Source organism: Ruegeria sp. EL01 (genome assembly GCF_900313035.1).
Classification (GTDB): domain Bacteria; phylum Pseudomonadota; class Alphaproteobacteria; order Rhodobacterales; family Rhodobacteraceae; genus Ruegeria.
Window position 1 is genome coordinate 634,844 of record NZ_OMPS01000046.1, and the last position, 19,829, is coordinate 654,672.

At 57.3% G+C, this 19,829-nt stretch carries 17 protein-coding genes; 5 read left to right on the plus strand and 12 right to left on the minus strand.

Features of this window, described 5'->3' with window-relative positions; genetic code table 11:
* Positions 1–5: 5 nt before the first annotated feature.
* Complete coding sequence (locus D9K61_RS23490; RefSeq protein WP_120635691.1) at positions 6–530, minus strand: component of SufBCD complex; 525 nt, start codon at positions 528–530, stop codon at positions 6–8.
* Between the two features lie 119 nt (positions 531–649).
* Between D9K61_RS23490 and hemB the strand changes: the two genes are divergently transcribed.
* The 4 genes from hemB (at position 650) to D9K61_RS23510 (ending at position 5,501) form a co-directional block, all read left to right on the plus strand.
* Positions 650–1,648, plus strand: a complete 999-nt coding sequence (hemB, locus tag D9K61_RS23495; protein ID WP_120635584.1) for a porphobilinogen synthase — start codon at positions 650–652, stop codon at positions 1,646–1,648.
* 145 nt (positions 1,649–1,793) lie between these two features.
* Complete coding sequence (locus tag D9K61_RS23500; protein WP_120635585.1) at positions 1,794–2,366, plus strand: YSC84-related protein; 573 nt, start codon at positions 1,794–1,796, stop codon at positions 2,364–2,366.
* 171 nt (positions 2,367–2,537) lie between these two features.
* On the plus strand, positions 2,538–5,000 hold the full coding sequence (locus D9K61_RS23505) for a penicillin acylase family protein (protein WP_120635586.1): 2,463 nt from the start codon (positions 2,538–2,540) through the stop codon (positions 4,998–5,000).
* 105 nt (positions 5,001–5,105) lie between these two features.
* The gene (locus D9K61_RS23510; RefSeq protein ID WP_120635587.1) at positions 5,106–5,501 is read left to right on the plus strand and encodes a nuclear transport factor 2 family protein; all 396 of its coding nucleotides are present in this window, start codon (positions 5,106–5,108) and stop codon (positions 5,499–5,501) included.
* Between the two features lie 3 nt (positions 5,502–5,504).
* Here D9K61_RS23510 and hflX read toward each other — a convergent pair whose 3' ends face one another.
* The 4 genes from hflX to trkA form a co-directional block, all read right to left on the minus strand.
* On the minus strand, positions 5,505–6,776 hold the full coding sequence (gene hflX, locus D9K61_RS23515; RefSeq protein ID WP_120635588.1) for a GTPase HflX: 1,272 nt from the start codon (positions 6,774–6,776) through the stop codon (positions 5,505–5,507).
* Positions 6,776–7,015 (minus strand): RNA chaperone Hfq, encoded by a 240-nt coding sequence (gene hfq, locus D9K61_RS23520; protein ID WP_005982826.1) that lies wholly within the window; start codon positions 7,013–7,015, stop codon positions 6,776–6,778. Before hfq ends, hflX begins: the two co-directional genes overlap by 1 nt.
* Positions 7,016–7,147: 132 nt before the next feature.
* Positions 7,148–8,686 (minus strand): TrkH family potassium uptake protein, encoded by a 1,539-nt coding sequence (locus D9K61_RS23525; protein ID WP_120635589.1) that lies wholly within the window; start codon positions 8,684–8,686, stop codon positions 7,148–7,150.
* Complete coding sequence (trkA, locus tag D9K61_RS23530; RefSeq protein ID WP_120635590.1) at positions 8,686–10,062, minus strand: Trk system potassium transporter TrkA; 1,377 nt, start codon at positions 10,060–10,062, stop codon at positions 8,686–8,688. The genes D9K61_RS23525 and trkA overlap by 1 nt, the downstream gene beginning before the upstream one ends.
* Positions 10,063–10,158: 96 nt before the next feature.
* On the opposite strand from trkA, the gene D9K61_RS23535 reads away from it, so the two are divergent.
* On the plus strand, positions 10,159–10,638 hold the full coding sequence (locus tag D9K61_RS23535) for a hypothetical protein (RefSeq protein WP_120635591.1): 480 nt from the start codon (positions 10,159–10,161) through the stop codon (positions 10,636–10,638).
* Here the strand turns inward: D9K61_RS23535 and D9K61_RS23540 are convergent.
* From D9K61_RS23540 to dusB, 7 genes are all read right to left on the minus strand, one after another.
* Positions 10,635–11,810: an MFS transporter gene (locus tag D9K61_RS23540; RefSeq protein ID WP_120635592.1), complete on the minus strand. Its 1,176-nt coding sequence runs from the start codon at positions 11,808–11,810 to the stop codon at positions 10,635–10,637. The two genes, D9K61_RS23535 and D9K61_RS23540, sit on opposite strands and share 4 nt — an antisense overlap.
* A 43-nt stretch (positions 11,811–11,853) precedes the next feature.
* Positions 11,854–12,450, minus strand: coding sequence for a helix-turn-helix domain-containing protein (locus D9K61_RS23545; protein WP_254055845.1), 597 nt, complete (start codon positions 12,448–12,450; stop codon positions 11,854–11,856).
* 92 nt (positions 12,451–12,542) lie between these two features.
* Positions 12,543–13,952, minus strand: coding sequence for a sigma-54 dependent transcriptional regulator (locus D9K61_RS23550; protein WP_120635593.1), 1,410 nt, complete (start codon positions 13,950–13,952; stop codon positions 12,543–12,545).
* Positions 13,949–16,213: a PAS domain-containing sensor histidine kinase gene (locus tag D9K61_RS23555; protein ID WP_120635594.1), complete on the minus strand. Its 2,265-nt coding sequence runs from the start codon at positions 16,211–16,213 to the stop codon at positions 13,949–13,951. Before D9K61_RS23555 ends, D9K61_RS23550 begins: the two co-directional genes overlap by 4 nt.
* Positions 16,214–16,336: 123 nt before the next feature.
* A complete protein-coding gene (locus tag D9K61_RS23560; RefSeq protein WP_120635595.1) occupies positions 16,337–17,704 on the minus strand; it encodes a response regulator in 1,368 nt (455 codons plus the stop codon).
* Positions 17,704–18,792 (minus strand): nitrogen regulation protein NR(II), encoded by a 1,089-nt coding sequence (locus D9K61_RS23565; RefSeq protein WP_120635596.1) that lies wholly within the window; start codon positions 18,790–18,792, stop codon positions 17,704–17,706. The genes D9K61_RS23560 and D9K61_RS23565 overlap by 1 nt, the downstream gene beginning before the upstream one ends.
* Positions 18,789–19,772: a tRNA dihydrouridine synthase DusB gene (gene dusB / locus D9K61_RS23570; protein ID WP_120635693.1), complete on the minus strand. Its 984-nt coding sequence runs from the start codon at positions 19,770–19,772 to the stop codon at positions 18,789–18,791. Before dusB ends, D9K61_RS23565 begins: the two co-directional genes overlap by 4 nt.
* Positions 19,773–19,829 lie beyond the last annotated feature (57 nt).

The following is a 19,829-nucleotide window of genomic DNA, read 5'->3' on the forward strand; positions in this document are numbered from 1 at the left end:
TTTTGCTATCCCAGAACGCCGATCGAAATGTTCTGATACATGCCCCACAGCGCAGTGACCAGCACCGAGATCATGCCAATGATCTGGGTATACAGCCGACAGCGAGAAAGGGTCTTTGCAACCCGTTCCAACGTCAGTTCCTGTCGACGCAAACGCCGCGCGTGAAAAATGTTCACAAGCGTCACGAATGTCATCGGGAACATCAGCAGGAACACGGCCTGCGCAAACTCGACCCCATAAAAAAATCCCAAAGTACCAAGCCCCGTGGATACAAAGCACACGATCGCCAAAAGCAGCGTTCCTGACATATCAACGATGTTTAGCATCCGATTGGTTTGGATCCGCACGATGTCCAGCAGATCGGATTCGACCTGACCACCGACGCGACGGGCGCGGATTACAAGATCATAGGGGACGCCCATCACCCAATGGCTGGTTGACGACCAAACCACCGCCAATACGATCCAGTACCACAGATTTGAAAAGCTGCGCATGTCGATGAGTTCGAAGATCGAAGTATACCAGTTCAAACCCAACCCTTTATTCAAAATCCTCAGGGGGTTCTATCGCACCAGCGCGTCCATTGGTACCCTTGAGACCGTCGCGAATTCATGCCACCCAATGCGGCAATGTTCAAGGAGAACGAGTCATGAAACCGACCATTGCCCCTTTTCCCCTGACCCGGTTCCGGCGTGCTCGTCAATCTAAGGCCATTCGGGGGCTGGTTCGGGAAAACACTTTGACCACCGATGACTTGATCTGGCCGATCTTTGTCCGGGACGGTGAAGGTATAGAAGAGCCCGTCTCCTCGATGCCCGGTGTCATGCGCCGGTCTGTCGATCTGATCGCCAAAGCGGCGGTTGAGGCACAGGCGCTTGGCATACCAGCAATTTGCATCTTTCCCTACACGGATGCGTCGCTCAAAACCGAAGACTGCGCCGAGGCCTGGAACCCCGACAACCTGTCCAACCGGGCGACCCGAGCGATCAAGGCGGTCGCGCCAGATATCGCAGTCATGACCGATGTGGCGCTGGATCCTTACAACATCAATGGCCATGACGGCTATGTTGTCGAGGGCGAGATCGTGAATGATCAGACCGTCGAAGCCTTGGTGAAAATGACATTGGCCCAGGCCGAGGCCGGAGCCGATATCATCGGCCCGTCGGACATGATGGACGGCCGTATCGGGGAAATGCGGCGCGCGCTGGAAAGTGAGGGCCATCACAACGTGATGATCCTTAGCTATGCTGCGAAATACGCCAGCGCGTTCTACGGCCCCTTCCGTGATGCGGTTGGCGCATCAGGCGCACTGACCGGTGACAAGAAGACCTATCAGATGGACCCGGCCAATTCAGACGAGGCCATGCGGCTGATCGAGCGTGACCTGACCGAAGGCGCCGACATGGTGATGATCAAACCGGGCATGCCTTATTTGGATATCTGCCGCCGCGTGAAAGACACGTTTGGTGCACCGACCTACGCCTATCAGGTGTCTGGCGAATACGCGATGATCCAAGCGGCTGCGCAGAATGGATGGATATACTGCGAACAGGTGATGCTGGAAAGCATGATGGCCTTCAAGCGTGCCGGATGTGACGGCGTCCTGACCTATTTCGCCCCACAAGTCGCAAGGTATTTGCAAGACTAAACCGCCGACCCATCGCGGTTTTCCGCTGGTGTGCGAGGCTGCTACGCCAGCTTTTCCCGTGACATAGCGCAACAATCCGCGTAGTCTCACGGCCAAGATCGGGATCACCCGACATTTCAGGCACTTCGACAGAGATATAACAATCATGAGCAGTTCCAACTCCCCCCGACTGACGCGTCGCGGTTTTGCCCTTGGCATCACCGGTCTGACCTTTACCGCAGCCTGCGGCAACGGTGTCGGTTCGTCCAATGCCACCACGATCGACGCCCGCGTCGATGCGACGCTGAACGAAATGTACAAGCGCTACCCCAATACGGTCGAGATTTCGCAAAAGGCCACCGGCATGCTGGTTATGCCGTTGATCACCGAAGCCGGCTTTATCTTTGGTGGCGCTTACGGGCGTGGTGCGTTGCGCATTCAAGGCGCAACCGTCGATTACTATTCTGCTGTCTCTGGCAGCGCTGGTTTGCAGATCGGCGCGCAACAATACACCCATGTCCTGTTCTTCATGACTCAGGATGCGCTGAATGATTTCCGCCGCGCCAGTGGTTGGACTGCTGGTGCTGATATCGGCTATGTCGTCGATGCGACCGGCGAAACCCTGTCGACAGATACGACTACACTCCGGAGCCCGGTTCTGGCCGCCATCTTTGGGCAAGCCGGTCTCAAATTCGGTGCAACCGTAGAAGGCACCAAATACACCCGCATCATTCCGTAATTCGGGCGCAATACCTACCACTTTTCCCGCCCCGTTGCCGTGTTCATCACTGCGACGGGGTTTTGATTTTCCCCTGTCTTCATCACGTTCTTGCGCCGTTCCTCTTTCGGTCAGTGCCACCATCCACTAGTCTTTGCGACATCGAAATATGAAGAAGAATGTGGGGCACTGATGGGTCTTGTTTTTCGCTGGCTGGTACGCATCGCCTCGGGCCTGATCCTGTTGATCTTGGCTGGTGTGGGCCTTGTCTATTTTCTGGCCAGCCAATCCCTGCCGGAATACGATCAAACTCTTGAAGTTCAGGGCCTGACCGCACCGGTCGAGATTGTTCGCGATACCGCCAATGTGCCTCATATTCTTGCTGGCTCCGACCCGGATGTCTTTTTTGGTTTGGGCTATGCCCATGCTCAGGACCGCCTTTGGCAAATGACGGTAATGCGCCGCACCGCGCAGGGCCGCTTGTCCGAAGTGTTTGGCCCGCGCACTGTTCATATCGACAAACTGCTGCGCCGGTTGGATCTGTATGGGTTAGCGCATCGCTCGGTCGAGGTTCAGGACGACTACACCAAAGCTGCCCTGCGATCTTATGCGGCGGGCGTCAATGCACGCCTGGCCGAGATCAACGAAGAGGCGCTAGGTCGCGGCGCACCCGAGATGTTTCTGTTCAACACTCCGGTTTCTCCGTGGCAACCTGGCGATAGCATCGCGGCGATCAAGCTGATGGGGCTGCAACTGTCCGGGCATTTGCAGGATGAGGTTCTGCGGGCGCGTACCTCGCTTATGCTGAACAACCCTGAACGGCTTGCCGATATCCTGCCCGACGTCCCCGGTCCCGGAATAGCCGCATTGCCCGAATATGCATCGCTGTTTCCAAACCTGCCCCGCTATGCGCGCGGAACCGACATGCCTGACATCCCCCTGTCGCCCTTCCCCAAACGCGGATTGGCGGGGGCGTCTAACGCGTGGACTGCTGCTCCGTCCCGCTCGGCCAGTGGCGGCACACTACTGGCTAATGATCCCCATCTGGGGTTCACAGCTCCGGGTGTCTGGTATCTGGCGCATCTGGGGCTGGCCAAAGGTGGCGTTATCGGTGCAACAATCCCCGGTATTCCAGCCGTCATGAGCGGACGCAGCGACCAGCTTGGGTGGGGGCTGACCTCGTCGTATCTGGACGATCAGGACGTGCATATCGAGCAGTTGAACCCCGAAAATCACGAGGAATACCTGACACCGGAGGGCTACAAAGAGTTTCGCAAACGCCCCTCGATTATCCAAATCCAAGGCGAAGCACCGATCACCCTGACATTGCGCTGGACCGACAACGGCCCGGTCCTACCGGGTAGCCACTACGATCTGGAAACGATCACGCCTCCGGGACATGTGGCGTCTCTGTCATGGACCGCTCTCAGCCCGCAGGACACGTCGATGACCGCCTCAATGGCGTTGATGAATTCGGACAGCGTGGAACAGGCTATCGAAGTGGCCGAACAGTTTATCGCACCGTCGCAGAACCTGTCGTTGGTCGATACCAACACGATTGGAATGAAACTGATCGGAGCAATGCCGGGGCGTCATCTGCGCAATCAAAGCCAGGGGCGCATCCCAACCCCGGGCTGGATCGAAGCCAACCGTTGGCAAGGACGGCTGCCCTATACACAAAACCCCGAATTCGTTGCCCCTGTAGGCGGTGTTCTGGGCAACACCAACAATAAGATCATTGATCGCCCGTTTCCAAATCACGTGTCCTTTGAATGGGGCGATACGCAACGCGTCAATCGCTGGGAACGCTTGATGATGTCTCGTGAGGTTCACACCCGCGACAGCTTTATCGAGGCGCAACTGGATACGGTCAGTTTCACTGCTCGTTCATTGCTGCCGCTTATCGGGGCTGATCTGTGGTTTACCGGGGCATCCGCCCCCGAGGGCACACCAGAACGCCAGCGCCAGATTGCCTTGACGCTTTTGGCCGACTGGAATGGTGAGATGAACGAACATCTGCCAGAACCCCTGATCTATGCTGCGTGGTTGCGCGCACTGCAGACCCGTCTGATCTCGGACGAGCTTGGCCCGCTGGCTGGCGAGTTCAAACATGTCGAACCCTTGTTCATCGAACGAGTCTACCGCGACATTGACGGCGCTGCGGTCTGGTGTGATGTCCGCCAAAGCGCGCCAAAAGAGACCTGCACGGAAATGGCGCGCCTGGCGCTGGACGATGCATTGATCTGGATATCCGAGCGGTATGGCAGCGCGCTGGAATCGCTGCGCTGGGGCGATGCGCATCAGGCCACGCATGATCACCCGGTTCTGGGCGAGGTCCCGGTTTTACGTTTCTTCGTGAACATTCGCCAATCCACAAGTGGCGGCGACAACACCCTGTTGCGCGGTCGCACATCCGGCGACGGTCCTGACCCGTTCCAGAATGTGCACGGCGCAGGCTATCGCGGTGTGTATGATTTTGCCGACCCCGACAGCTCGGTCTTTATCACCGCAACGGGGCAGTCTGGCCACTTTCTGTCGCGCTATTATGACGATCAGGCGCAGCTGTGGCGGCGTGGTGAATACATCCCCATGTCACTGGATATGGATCTGGCGCGCGCAGCAGCTGTTGGTGTCACCAATCTGATCCCTCGTTAAGGCGCTCGTTCGGCAAGTCCCCGCCCCTTTTTTATCGTGTCGTGGACGCCGCCAGCCCTGTCGCCTACGATCCACTGACCGACAAACCGGTACCAGGGGACAATCATGGCCAGTATTCGGGATACAATGAACAATCTCGCACGTGACTACGCAATCGCCTGGAGCTCGGGCGATGCAAATGCTGTTGCCAGTTTCTATGCCCCAGACGGGCAGATCGCGATCAACCGTGGGGAGCCTGTTCAGGGCCACGCTGCAATCGCTGAGGTGGCGCGCGGCTTTTATAGCGAATTCCCTGATTTGGACGTCCGGTGCGACATGCTGCGGTGGGCCGGGTCTCATGCCATCTTTGTCCGGACTCTCGAAGGCCATCATTCCGAGACCGGCAACCATGTCATCACGCGGGGTTGGGAAGAATGGGAACTGACGCCGGACAATAAGGTTCAGTCTTCGTTGGGCTGGTTTGATGAAGAAGATTATCGGTCGCAGATCAACGGCAAATAGGACCTAGATTGCAGCGAACTGTGCTGCTTGTTTGTCGGTCCATAGCACTACGATTTCAAAGCCGTCTTCTGTCTGTTCTTCTGATCGCACCACGTCGTGCCGGTACAACCAGGCGCGCTTGTCACCTTCAGCAAAGGTCAGCGTCAGTGTTTCCTCGTGCCGAGCCCCTTGCAGCTTTTCCGCGACCTCAACCAGTAACTGGTTAAGTCCCTCACCTGTTACGGCCGATATGGCGAAGATTTCTGCATCCCGATCTGCCCGGGCCAATGCCGCTTCGCGTTCATCTGCGTTCAACAAGTCGATCTTGTTCCAGACTTCAAGCCGAGGACGGTGTTCATCAACGCCCAGCGAAGTGAGGATCGTCTCGACATCCGCCGCCTGAGCTTCGGTTTCATCATGGCTGATGTCCCGGACATGTACGATCAGATCAGCGCCCAGAACTTCCTCCAGCGTGGCACGGAAGGCTGCGACGAGTTCGGTCGGCAGGTTCGAAATGAACCCCACCGTGTCCGATAGGATAACCTCGGGGCCATCCGGCAATTCCACACGCCGCATTGTTGGATCCAACGTGGCAAACAGCATGTCCTTGGCCATAACCTCGGCGCCGGTCAGACGATTGAACAGTGTCGATTTACCCGCGTTCGTATAACCAACAAGCGCCACAATCGGATAAGGCACCTTGGCGCGCGCGGCACGGTGCAGCGTGCGCGTCTTGATGACTTTTTGTAACTGACGGCGCAAACGGACCAGTTGATCATCAATGGCACGGCGGTCGGCCTCGATCTGTGTTTCGCCGGGTCCGCCGACAAATCCCAATCCCCCACGCTGCCGTTCAAGGTGGGTCCAGGCCCGAACAAGGCGCGTGCGCTGATAGCTGAGGGCTGCCATCTCGACCTGCAAAACGCCTTCGCGGGTGCGGGCACGATCCGAGAAAATCTCGAGGATCAGACCGGTCCGGTCGAGGATCTTAACATTCCACGCTTTTTCGAGATTACGCTGCTGAACCGGCGTTACAGGGCCGTCGATCAGAACTAGCTCGACCTCGGCGTCATGAAACCGCTCGCCCAACTCTTCGATCTTGCCAGTGCCAAACAGCAGCCCTGGCTGGGCGCGCGGCAGGCGTACAATATCGGAACCGATCACATCCAGATCGGGCAATGCCACGGCCAATGCGACCGCTTCGGCCAGCGCCGGTTCAGGGACACGGCGCTGTTCATCTGATTTGATTTCGGGATGCAGCACCCAAGCGCGGGTGCGCGTCCTGTCATGTTCCATCAAGAGGCGTCTTCGCCCTCATACAGATTGATTGGTTGTGATGGCATGATGGTCGAAATCGCGTGTTTGTATACAAGCTGCGACTGTCCGTCGCGGCGCAACAATACGCAAAAATTATCGAACCAGGTGATCACACCCTGCAATTTGACACCATTGATCAGGAAAATCGTGACCGGGACCTTTGCTTTTCGTACATTGTTCAGGAAGGCATCCTGAAGATTCTGTCTGTCCGAAGCCATATTTTTATAAACTCGCCGTTGTTCTTGCTACGCGCTGCGGACCAACGCGCTCCCTCTGCGTGAGTATGGAGTGCCGCGCAGAGATATTCCAGATGAAAAATAAGGCAGTAAAGACCAGACGCAAGCCTTGCCTTAGTCGCGCCAAAGCGATGGTGTGATCAAAGCGACAATTGCCAGGGTCTCAAGACGACCAATAACCATGGCGGCGCATAAGGTCATTTTGGCGCTGCCGGGCAGGTCAATCAGCCGGATCGGAACATCCGTGGCCAACTCGATCAGCGGCCCGGTTGTGCTCAGCGCGGCGACGCTTAGAACCATCGCTTGTTCGAACCCGGATCCCATAGCGGCCAGCAGCAAGTTGAACACTGCCAGGGTCAGCGCCAAGAGCATCAGGAAGATCCAGGCGATAAAGGCACCACCACTTTGAATGCGTCGGTTGCCGCCACCGGCCCCGCTGATCGAAGACGGGTAGATCAGCCGATCAATCTCGCGCGCGCCATTAAGATACAAAGCGAACACACGCAGCAATTTGACGCCGCCGGCCGTTGTTGCAACGCCGCCACCGATCAGCGCCAGCCCCATCAGGATCAGGCCCGGAGTGCCGAGCCCCGATAGTTGCTGCGCATCATCCCAGTTGGCACTCTCGAACCCGGTTGTGGTCAGAAAGGCCATGACCGTGAACATCATCCCCCACAGCACCTGCAGCGCCTGCAGCGGATCGATCTGAGCGCCGATTTCGCTTACCCCAGCCAACACGCGTAGAAACAGCAAGGTGGCGACGGCCAAAACGACCATAAGGCCAATGCGAAATTCAGGATCCTTGTCCAGGCGAGAGTAACCGGTTGTGGCGGTGTCGGTCGAAAATGTCAGGCGCGATAGGGCAAAGAACATGAACAGAAAAAGGATCGCTTCGCCGGTGAAACCAGCCTGGGCGCCTTCAAGCCCGCCAACGGGCGAAATCCCGGACGTAGCCATGACCGACATCGCATGACACACCGCCGTCAGCCCGTTTTCCCCCGCAATCAGCAGCAGAACCCAGATCACAGCCGTCAGCCCGATGTAAACCGGGGTCAGGGTGCGTGTTACACGAATAAGACGCCCGCGCGGATCCACCTTTTCGCTTTGCGCAACACCGGACACGGGCCGTCCCGGCTGCCCCCGCGCGGTGACCTCGAACCCACCCAGCGACAAGGGGGCCAAAATCGCCGCCGCAGAAATCCACATCAACAAACCGCCCATCCAACCAACCAGCGCACGCCACAAATGCAAGGGGGCGGTCAGGCGGTCAGGATCGGGAAACAGATCGGCACCTGTTGTTGTTAGTGCGCTGACCATATCGAAATAGGCGTTCAAAAAGGTGGTGTTTCCAAGCGCATCATGAAACGGGACCGCCAGAAACACCGGCAGGACGGTAAAACATCCCAAAAGCACGGCCAATTGCCCCAAAGTTCCCCGTCGAGGCATACGGCTTGATGAGGCCAGTGCAATCGTGGCCACCAGAAAAAGCCCCAGAATCCCCGAGTAGAAAAAGGAACGTGATGTATCGTGATCGTCCAACGCCAACGCGTAGATCGCTGGAATCCACATCGCGAGTGCAACGCAACCCCAGATCAGCAGGAACAGGGGTAACCGCCGTAAAAGCCCGACTTTCTGTGTTCGAGCGCGCGCCATCAGAAGAAATCGATCGAGACCTGCATCAGCCGCTCAACCTCAGGCACGTCCTTGGCCATCGCGAAGATCGCAACCACGTCTTTTTCGTCGATCCGCAGGCTACCGGTCGGTCGCAGAACTTCCTCGCCTTTGCGTACCGCTCCGACCAACACACCTTCGGGAAAATCGATATCGCGCAGCTTTTGCCCCGCCATGGGCGAGGTAGACAAGACTTCGGCTTCGATCACTTCAGCCTCGGCATCGCCGATGGAATACACCTGTCTGACCCGCCCATGGCGGATATGGCGCAGGATGGAGCTGACGGTGGTAGCACGCGGATTGATGTAAGCGTCAATCCCCAGCGGACCCATCAGCGCCAGCATGCTGGGATCATTGATCAGGGCAATCGCCAACGCACAGCCTTCGGCCTTGGCGCGCACAGCCGCCAACAGGTTGGTCCGATCATCATCGGTGACGGCCAACATGGCATCTGCACGGTCGATCCCTGCCTCACTCAGCAAACCGGCATCCAAGCCATCACCATTCAGCACAATCGTCCGCTCAAGCGCCTCGGCAGCCACTTCGGCGCAATGGCGGTCGCGTTCGATAATCTTTGCTCGCACGCGGCTTTCGCGTTCTTCCAGTGTTTTGGCAACTTCAAGCCCGACATTGCCACCACCAACAATCACCACGCGATCTTGCCGTTTCTGGGACTTACCAAAAACCTCCATCGTGCGGTCGACGTCTTTGACATTGGTAAAGACATAACATTCATCACCAACAAAAAGCTGATCTTCGGATTCAGGCGCAAACAAAGTTCCGTCCCGCCGAACCCCAACCACAATAGAACTGAGTGTCGAGAACAGATCCGTCAACTGGCGCAACGGCGTGTTGACGATTGGGCAGTCTTCATCAACGCGAATGCCAAGAAGCTGCGCCTTACCTTCCATGAAAAGTTCGGTGTCAAAAGCCGCCGGCGCCGACAAGCGGCGCATCGCAGCAGCCGCAACCTCACGTTCCGGGCTGATCACCACGTCAATCGGCAGATGGTCCCGACGGTACAGATCAGAATGGATCGCTTCGAGATAGGATTTCGACCGCAACCGGGCGATCTTTCGTTGGATTGCAAAGACAGAATGGGCCATCTGACAGGTGACCATGTTCACCTCGTCCGAATGGGTCGCAGCGATGATCATATCGGCATCACGCGCCCCTGCCCGTTCAAGCACGTCCGGGTAGCTGGCGAACCCTGCAATCCCCTGAACATCCAGCGTTTCGGTCGCACGGCGCACCAGATCGGGATTGTTGTCCACCACAGTGACATCATTCAGTTCGCCCGAAAGATGCCGTGCAATCTGCCAGCCCACCTGACCCGCACCGCAAATGATGACCTTCATGTTTCTGGCCCTTCTGCCTGAAATCTTTGAATGACAGATGCCCCCAAAGCGGTCAATTGAATTGTCATACCTGCGTGACTGAGGCAAGATAACCATATGAAAACACTGCTTCGCCTACTCGTTCCTCTGATGGTGCTGTCCTCATGCGGCCCGCTTTCTCTGTACTATCGCGAGGGCGAAAGCGTCGCAAAGATGCAAAGGGAAACCACCCAATGTCAGCTCGGGGCGCTTAAGGATGCACCGGTTGCCAATCAGGTACGGCAAAGCCCGCCCACCTATTGGCCGGGGCGAACGCATTGCGACAGCAATGGTCACTGTTATCGGTCGGGTGGTTGGTGGCAGCCGGGGCAAATCTATACCGTCGATGTGAACCAAGGCTTGCGCAGCACCGTCGAAGCGCAGTGTATGGCCGCAAAAGGCTATCGCCCCGTCAGCTTGCCGCCCTGCAAACAGAACATAAAATCCAGCGTTCCGGCAGTTCGGACAACAACGCTACCGCCACTTGGTACCGCGTCCTGTTTTGTAAAATTCGACGACGGTTCATTTCAAATCATAACGCCGGGTCGGGCTGGTTAGGATTGCAGACGGGCCTGGCGTCGACGGGCCAACCACAGATGTGCGGCGACTGCCGCTGCATAGATACCAATTACCGTCGCAAGCATACCGGCGTCGCCACCGCGCCACAAAACGGCCAACAGCACTGGCGTTCCCAGTAGATTGCCCGCATTGCCCATCTGCGCCATGGCCCCATAGCTTAGCGCCTGCGCTTCGGCTGTCTCATTCAGCTCTGGCACGGCGGCAAAACTTCCGCCCTGAACCAATCCCAGTACAGCGAATAGGGCTACGCAAACCACAGCCAGTGGCAGCCCCACAAAAGCCGCGCAAAGTATGACGATCCCTAAAACAAAACCCAGATTGACCACCGCGACACATGACATGACGCTCAGTAGAAACGGGACTGCCAACCACGATAAGGCAATACCTGCCAAGGGCATAAGCCCGGCGATCGTCGCACTTAAATTCTCAGGCAAGCGTCCCGGCAAAATGGCCAGCAGCGACACAAAAGTCAGAGTATAGAAAAACCAACCGATTGCCGGAGCGGATATGAACGGCGACCGATAGGCCGTGACATGCGCATTGATCCAGGCTGAGATCCCAAATTCAACACTTCTTGAGTGCTCCAAATCGACGCGAATGCGGCAGCCGTAGATGGTCCCCGCCATCAACAGCATCAGCAATCCGTGGATCAAGAAGTAACCCGCTAAGCCGAAACGCGCGACCATCGGCAGGCCGACCCAAGCGTTCAGTGCAAATGCGACGCCGAAAAATGTGCTCCACAAAACCATGGCCGCATTGCGCGCCCGGCCCTGCGTGATCTGCGCAATCAAGGTCGGTGCGGCGACTACAATTGCCAGATGCGACAACCCCTCGATCACACGTGTGATCAGCATGACGTAAAAGCCAAGCCCGGTGGCCTGAAACAGCGACATGACTCCGCCCAAAAGAAGACCCGATATCAACAAGGTGGATGGACCGATGCGACCGGCAATCGCACCGGAAAAAGCGCCTAAGACGACCCCAATCAAGCTGACGATCGACAACAGCCAGCCGATTGCGTCCGAATGTGCAGGATATAGCTGTGATATCTCGGCAAACGGCACCGCGATCTTGGCAAATTGGGTGGCTGCGCCAAGCCCCGCGAGCCATAACAATACGACCTGAAAGAAAACGCGGTAAGACTCCGTCATGGCACGGTTCTACAAGGAACGCACGGCGTGAAGAACGCATAAATTATGTGTTACCGGCCCGAGAACCACTGACTAACCGAACCGGTGTGCCATCCGACAGATAAAGACGCTCCCACCTGATTTCACCCGCGCTGATCCGGATCCGGTCATGCACAGCCTCGGAGGTCAAAAAGGCCTTGGGATTGGGCGAGTGCTGATCCCACCATCCTTCATTGGCCAATTCAGCCTCGGCGTGGCGAATCTCATCAGTGGCGAATTGCCAAAGCGATACGCCCAGCAAGGCCTGCTGGCTGGTGTTCCAGTCACGCGCCCGACTGGCCGAATATGCCAGACACTTATGGCTGGTCTCTTCCACGAGATGCACACACTCGGTGGAACTCATGACCAGCCGTCGTAAGGCACTGTCATCTTCTCTGATGGGACCAAGGGCTGAAAACACTGCCTGTTGTGTTTCCGGTAACGGCGTTTGCGCCCCATTTTCCCATCTGGATATCGTGGTTTGATCGACCTGCAGCACCTCGGCCAGAGCCGATTGTTTCAAACCAACAGACCGACGCAATCGTTTCAGGCGCTTGCCGAAGGCTGGGTACCCTCGGGTCTGGAGCGCGTAACAGCCAATATGTGCAGGTCCTTTGTTCACACGCTTGTCCTCGTCTGACTGCTTACGACCGCTGTGATCGCCTATTGTGCGACGACGGCTGGTTGGAAACGTAATCAGGTTATCGCGGCTGATTACTCTGCCGGTTCCGGCTCATCCAGTTGCGCCACCCGTGCGCCGGATTTGTTTGACGTGACCACACCCAGCGACTTCAGTTTGCGGTGCAACGCGCTGCGTTCCATCCCGACGAAACTGGCCGTGCGGCTGATATTGCCGCCAAACCGGTTGATCTGCGTCAGCAGGTACTCTCGCTCGAACGCCTCGCGTGCTTCGCGCAATGGCAGGGTTGCCAGCGCGCCAGATAGAACCACCCGACCCGATTCTTCGGCTTTGTCCTCATCACTTGGCAATTCACGGGCTTCAATCGGACCGGTCCCATCACCCAGGATCAAGACACGTTCGATCAGGTTCTTCAGCTGCCGCACATTGCCGGGCCACGTCATGGTCTGCAACAGAGCCACAGCTTCTTCTGACAATTCGCGAACAGGCAAACCCTGAGATTCGTTGCACATTTCGATGAAGTGCTGCGCCAGAACCGGAATGTCTTCGCGTCGATCCTCCATTGACGGTACCGCGATCGGCACCACATTCAGGCGATGATAAAGTTCCTCGCGAAAGCGATCCGCTGCAATCTCGTCGTCCAGATCCCTGTTGGTTGACGATATCACCCGCAGATCGACCCGCACCTTGTCGGCGCCGCCCACCCGCTGGAACTGTTGGTCCACCAACACGCGCAGGATTTTCGACTGAGTGCCCAAGGGCATGTCGGCGACCTCATCGAAATAAACCACGCCGCCGTGAGCCTCTTCCAGCAGACCGGATTCCACGCCGCGTTCCGAGGATTCGCGCCCGAACAGGACCTCTTCCATCCTCTCCGGCTCGACCCCGGCACAATTGACCGTCACAAAGGGAAAGTTCGCCCGGTTGGAATGCGCGTGAATGTAACGCGCCGCGATTTCTTTACCGGATCCGGCCGGGCCGCTCAGCATCACGCGGCCGTTCGATTTGGTCACCTTGTCCAGCTGACTCTGCATGGCCCGGAACGAGGCAGATTTGCCGATCATATCCGAATTGCTGACCTCTTTCCGCTTAAGCGTGGCATTCTCGCGACGCAGGCGCGAGGTTTCCATCGCGCGACGGATCACCACCATCAGCTGATCGATATTAAAGGGCTTTTCGATAAAATCATATGCCCCCTGCTTGATCGCCGCCACGGCGATTTCGATATTGCCGTGCCCTGAAATGATCACCACGGGCACGTCGGGGTTATCCCGTTTCACCGCTTTCAGGATATCGATCCCATCCATCCGGCTGTCCTTCAGCCAGATATCCAGGATCAGCAACCCGGGCGGCTCAGAGTTGATCGACGACATACACTCATCCGAGTTTGCCGCCAGCCGGGTTGAATAGCCTTCGTCCTCCAGAATGTCGGACACCAGCTCGCGAATATCGCGTTCGTCATCTACGATCAGAATGTCGCTCATCTTTGGCCTGCTTTCAGTTTGTTGGTTTTAATCGCCTGCTTCTGTGGCGCCGCTGAAGGAGGTATGTTGGCCCCCGGCAAACGGATCACGGCCATCGCGCCAAAATGGTCCTGTCCGTCAAAGACGGGCGCGTCTTCCAGAGTCAGCGCGCCGCCATGTTCTTCGATAATCTTTTTGACGATGGGCAAGCCAAGGCCAGTCCCTTCGTCACGTGTTGTCACATAAGGTTCGAACAACCGCGCCCGGTCTTCAGGAAGACCGATGCCATTATCCGCAATAGTGATGATTGTACCCGCGTCATCACTGGAAACCGCCACTTTGATTTGCGGTTTCAGGTTATCAGGTGCGCCCTTTTCCTTAAGCGTTCCAATGGCTTCACCTGCGTTCTTGATCAGGTTCGTCAAGGCTTGATTCAACATCGTTGCATCCAAATCTGCCAGAATCGGCTGATCCGGCAGATGGGCATCGATCTGCACATCCGGCTGTCCCGCCTGTTGCAGCAGCACCGCCTCGCGCACCAGCCCAACGACGTTTTCCTCACGACGCTCAGGTTCTGGCATACGTGCGAATTTTGAGAACTCATCGACAATACGCCGCAAATCGTTGGTTTGCCGCACGATCACGTCGGTCATCGATTCAAGGCTGTCGCAATCTTCCTCGTCGAGTTTGCGCGAGAACTTGCGTTTGATCCGCTCAGCGCTCAGTTGGATAGGGGTGAGCGGGTTCTTGATCTCATGTGCAATACGGCGTGCAACATCGCCCCAGGCGGCCATCCGTTGCGCGCTGACCAGATCTGTCACATCGTCAAAGGCCACAACATAGCCTTCCAATCCACCGTCTTCCCCACGCCGGATCGCCATACGCACCAGCAGGTTTTCCAGTTGACCCTTTCGGGCCACCTTGACCTCACCCTGAACAGCTTCTTGTCCGCTGCTTTTCAAGTTGTCGAACAACGGCAGGAATTCTGGCACGGCAATACCAATGGCCAGTTGCTCCTCGCCCCGCGACCAGTCCAGCAGTCGCTCGGCCGAACGGTTTACGAAGGTCACGCAGCCCTCGGAATCTACACCGACAACCCCAGACGTCACCGAACTCAGAACAGAATCGAACAAGCGGCGGCGGCGTTCGATCTGACGCGTGTTTTCCAGCAAAGTATCGCGCTGGCCTTTCAACTGGCGCGTCATTTGGTTGAAGTAACGCCCCAACATGGCGATCTCGTCATCGCTGGCCTCTTCAATGACCTGCACACCTAGATCGCCGGCACCAACGCGTTGCGCAGCTGTTGTCAAACGGCCCACAGGCCGTGACAGGCGTTCCGCGAACCACATTCCCAGCGACATCGCTGCCAAAATCAGGATCAATGCAAAGCCCAGATAAAGCAGACCAAAGTTAAACAGGACCCTGCCCCGCTCACTTTCAAGCTGCTGGTAAAATCTTGCCGTTTGCTTGGTATCATCGAGCAACGTCAGCAAATCCCCGTCGACTTCACGGCTGACATAGAGATATCGGTCCAGATAAGACTGCAGCGGGACCAACGCTCGGAATTCATTGTTTTCCCAATCCGCAATAATCAGCAATCCGGTATCTGTCGACTCGACAATCTGTTCGGGTGTCGGTGGTTCGTAATTGAACAGGTAGGAACGGTCCCCACGTGAACGGATTTCGCCGCTGCCATCAATGACATATGCCTCACGCAGCCCGCGCTGAATCTGCGCCTGCCCCTGGGCCAGAACCTCGCGCAGCTCAGCATCCGAGATATAGAAATCCAGCGAACGCGCGTTGTCCAGAAAACGCGCCAGCACGGCGGCATCCTGTGTCAGGCCCTGGCGGTGCTCCAATTCATAGGCCTCGGCCGCCGTGAGTGATGAGCCAACAACCTGTCGCACACGGTCGGAAAACCATCCCTCAAGGCCGATGTTCACCGTCAGACCGGCGAAGATGGCCACCGTGACTGTCGGGACAAGCGCCAACAACGTAAATGCGCCGATCAAACGCAAATGCAGGCGTGAACCGGCAGATTTTGCGCGTCGCGCCGCGATCAGGCTGCCCACCTGGCTGAGCACAAGGGCTGCGACCACGAGGACATATACCAGATCAGCAAGCAGAATCAGTCGCAGCGTCGGAGCGGTCGCCCCAAGATCAAATGGACCAATAACTAGGTAGGTTGCCAACGCCAGCACGGGTCCCAATAGAACCAACCCCAAGGTGCCGAAGTTGCGCAGTTTTCGGGATTTTCTCCACCGATTGATCGATAGGATCATCCCGCTCTGTGCCCGGGTTGCCACCGTCTGCCCTCATCCTGATGTGCCGCTTGCGCGGCTTACCGCCATATATCGTGGTCTTTACCCGAAAGAGACCCGGATGCCACGGTTTGTGTGGCGATATTACATCAGTTTGCGTCGGCGTGTCACCTGAATATCGAGATCTGTAATCTTTTTCCGCAACGTATTCCGGTTTATCCCAAGTAAATCAGCACATTTCGCCTGATTTCCGCCCGTTGCATCCAGTGCAATTTCGATCAGCGGCGCCTCAACCTCGCGCAAAATCCGCTGGTACAGGCCTGGCGGCGGCAACATATTCCCGTGCAGATCAAAATAACGCTGCAGATGCCGGCCCACTGACGCTGACAGTTTCTCGCGTTCGCCACCACCCAGAACCGGTTCGGCCTCGGGCTGGCTGCCCAACACCATTTCGACCTCGGCTTTCGAAATCTCATCTGCCCGGCTGGTCAGGCTCAGTCGGCGGATCGCATTTTCCAACTGGCGCACATTTCCCGGCCAAGAGTATCGCCGAACCAGCTCAACCGCTTCGGGGCTGAGCCAGCGTTTCGCACCACTTTCCCGTTCTTCCCGCGCCAGAAAATGCTCAGCCAGCAGGGTGATGTCATCCACCCTCTCGCGCAGGGCCGGAACATGGATCGTGGCACCACATAGCCGGTAGTACAGATCCTGACGGATCCGGCCGTCTTCCATGCCTTCGGTCAAATCTGTCTGGCTGGTGGCCATGAAGCGGGGAACATGGTCGCCGAGTGTGTCCATCATTCGCACGATACGGGCCTGAACCTCGTCCTCGATGTCGGCGATCTCATCAATCAGCAGCGTGCCACCCCGCACCCGGGCCATGACCCGGGCTGGTCCTTCCAAATCACGCAGGTCAGCTGCCGTCGCGATGACAAACGGCAATGTGCGCCCGTCCGAGAAATCGTGAATTGCGCGTGCAATCAGGGATTTACCGGTGCCGCTTTCACCAGAGATCATCACTGACAGGTCGGTGTTCATCACCCGCGCCACCAGCCGATAGAGCGCCTGCATGACCGGTGTTCGCCCGACCAGAGGCAGCTCGTCCGGGCGTTCGCCACTATCCTCGGGGGGTTCGATATGCGACCGCTGCTTTTGGTCCAACGCCCGGGCGGTGCGCTTCATCAAGTCCGGCAGGTCGAACGGCTTTGGCAGATAATCATACGCATCCGCTTCAGCCGCCTGAATCGCCGTCATGATCGTATTCTGTGCCGAAATCACGATGACCGGCAGCCCTGGACGGTCTTTTGCTATTTTCGGTAACATTTCCAAACCGTTGCCGTCCGGCATAACAACGTCCGAGATCACAACATCACCCTTGCCTTCACCAACCCATCGCATGAGCGTGGTCAGTGACGAGGTGGCATGCACCTTGCATCCGGCGCGCGTCAGGGCCTGTGTCAGAACCGTGCGGATCGTGCGGTCGTCATCTGCTACAAGTACAGTGCCATCCATCAACTGCTCTCCTTATTGTCTTCTGTCTGATCCCGCGGCGCGCGACGCAGCGAGATTCGGAACATGGTGCGGCCCGGCACCGACTCGGCCGAAATCCATCCGTCATGATCCGAGATAATCTTGCTGACCAATGCCAGCCCCAACCCCGTGCCGTTTTCCCGGCCCGAGACAAACGGGTCGAAAATGTCGCCACGGATATCTTCCGGCAGGCCCGGGCCGTCATCTATTATCTCGATCTGCAAGGGCAGCAAATGGCCCGATCCATCGCTGCGGCGCAGGCGAAACGAATGTTCGAAATAGGTGCGCAAGCGAATGGTTCCACCTTTGAGCCCGGCCGCCTCGGACGCGTTCTTGAGCAGATTCAGAACCACTTGAAGGAACTGGTCAGGATCACCGTAGGTCAATGGCAGCGAGGGGTCGTAATCCTCGATGATTGTCATGTCAGCGCCAAAACCCAACAGCGCCGACCGGCGCGCCCGGTCCAGAACATCGTGGATATTGACAGGTTTGAAATCAGGTTGCTGCAGGTTTCCGAATTGCTCGACCTGCTCCAGCAACTTCACTATGCGGCGGCTTTCTTCTACAATTAAATCTGTTAGCTCAAGATCTTGGGGCGTAATATTCATGCTAAGAAGCTGTGCGGCGCCGGTGATCCCTGCCAGTGGGTTCTTGATCTCATGCGCCAGCATCTCGGCCATGCCGATCGCCGATTGCGCCGCTGACTTGACCGTGTTCCCCCGTGTCATCCGCCCCGCCAATTCCCGGGGTGAGATGATCATGATCATCGATCCCGGATGCCCAACTAACGGTGCAATCTGCAGGGCGCATTGCAACGGCGCACGATTGCCCGATCCTGCGTCGACGTCATTCACAAACAAGGGTGTGCCCTGTGCCCGCGCACGTAAGAACGCCTCTTCCAACGGTGAATCCACGGCAATCTGATCCCAGACCGGATGGCCAATGACCGCCTTGCGCGACGCGTTCAGAAACCCCTCGCCTGACGAATTGACGTCCGAGATCCGGTCTTCCGAGTCGATGATGAAGGCGGGAACCGGAAGCGAATTCCAGATGCTTTGGTCTGAGTTCATGCCGCTGCCTCTGCCGTATTACTCAACGCATCCCCGATCAGACGCAAAACATCGTCTGTATCGCGTGACGTTAAAACAGCGCGGCGCAACGGCGCAGGCGTGCCAGCCTCATCCATGTACCATCCCAGATGTTTGCGTGCCACGCGCAGACCCAGATCGACGCCGTAAAAGGCCAACATCGCTTGATAATGCGCCTGCACCAAATCGACCAATGCTGCACCGGTCGGGATTTCGGGCGCGTCTGTTCCATAGATGTCGTGGCAAATCTGGGCCAGAACCCAAGGCTTACCCTGCGCCCCGCGCCCGACCATGACGCCATCGGCACCGGACTGCATCAAGGCCGCGCGGGAGGCATCTGTGTCCGTGATGTCCCCGTTTGCAATTACCGGGATCGAAACCGCGTCTTTGACAGCACGAATAGCCCGCCAGTCAGCATGACCTTTGTAAAACTGGCAGCGGGTACGCCCGTGGATCGTGACCATCTGTATGCCTGCGTCCTGCGCCCGCCTCGCAACGTCTGGGGCGTTCAACAACGCATCATCCCAGCCCAACCGTGTTTTCAGCGTGATTGGCACATCTACGGCTTCGACGACAGCCTCGATCAACGTCAACGCATGGTCCGGTGTCTTCAGCAAAGCCGAGCCGGAATACCCATTTGTTACCTTCTTGGCCGGACAGCCCATGTTGATATCAATCACGCGCGCACCGCGATCTGCGACCTGTCGCGCGGCTTCGGCCATCCAATGCGCCTCACGCCCGGCCAGTTGCACGGCAGTGTTTTCTACGTCGGCCGACAGCTCTGCACGCTCGCGCACGCCCGGTTTGGCCTGCACCATCTCTTGACTGGCGACCATTTCACTGACCACCATCCCTGCGCCAAAGCGCATCACGAGATCACGGAAGGGCCGGTCCGTGATTCCGGCCATCGGCGCCAGCAGCACAGGCGGGTTCAGAACCTTGTCGGCAAGATGCAGGGTCAAAGTGCTTAATCCTTGAGCAGTTGCGATTTTGATATCGAATCCGAGACCTATGAACAA